Annotated in this window: 1 protein-coding gene; it reads left to right on the top strand. The window is 65.0% G+C overall.

What is annotated here, in order from left to right; genetic code table 11:
- Window positions 1-95: 95 nt before the first annotated feature.
- The coding region (locus LQV45_RS35325; RefSeq protein ID WP_230012712.1) for an NAD(P)/FAD-dependent oxidoreductase at window positions 96-1,042 on the top strand (947 nt) is incomplete at its 3' end.

Raw genomic sequence — 1,042 nt, 5'->3', positions numbered from 1 at the left:
GCTCACGGCTGGGCTGCCAGATCAAAATCGACGCAGAACTCACAGGGATTGTCGTCGACATCCCTGCCGGCCAACTCTAGAAGCGGGGCAATGACATGAGCGTTGTCATCATTGGCGGCGGACAGGCCGGCCTACAGGTCGCCGATACATTGCGGACCGAGGGGTACGGGGGCGAGATCCATGTGATCGCCGAGGAATCCGGACTGCCCTATCAGCGCCCGCCGCTGTCCAAGGACTACCTGGCCCCGGGCCAGGAGCCGGCTCCCTTGCCGCTGCGCGGAGCTTCCTTTTTCGTGGACAAGAACGTCACACTCCATGAAGGCGCCCAGGCACTCGCCATCGACCGGGCGGAACGGAAGGTCAATCTCACCAAAGGTTCACTCGATTACGACCACCTCGTTTTCGCGACCGGTGCCCGAAACAGGATGCTGAGCTGCCCGGGCGCATCCCTGTCCGGCATCCATGGACTGAAAACCCTGACAGATGCAGAAGCGCTGCACACGGCGCTGCCCACCGCCCGCAATATCGTCATCATCGGTGCCGGATTCATCGGACTGGAATTCGCCGCCGCCGCCCTGGCCCACGGATGCGGCGTGACCGTACTGGAATTCGCGCCTCGCCCGATGGGACGTGCACTGACCCCCGTCATGGGTGAGTGGTTCGCAGCCGCCCACCGTTCACAAGGCGTCGACCTGCGCCTCGGCGAAGGCATTGACCGCTTCGAGCCCGGCGCGGATGGCCGCGTCGGAGCCGCAGTGTCCACCACAGGGGCTTCCTATCCTGCTGATCTGGTCCTCGTGGGCATCGGCGTTCAGCCCAACGACACCCTGGCCTCGGACGCCGGCCTCGAAACCAGCAACGGCATCGTTGTCGATGAAACGCTGCGCACAGCTGACCCTGCCGTTCTGGCGGTCGGCGACTGCGCCAGTTTCCCCAGCGCACACGCCCAGGTCCGTCTGCGTCTGGAGTCGGCCCAGAATGCCACCGATCAGGCCCGTCATGCCGCCCGCACGGTCCTAGGGGCTAACCACCCGTACACGGA

The organism is Microbacterium sp. Bi128 (assembly GCF_918698205.1).
The sequence above is the reverse complement of the archived record's forward strand: the minus strand, read 5'-3'. Positions and strand labels throughout refer to the sequence as shown.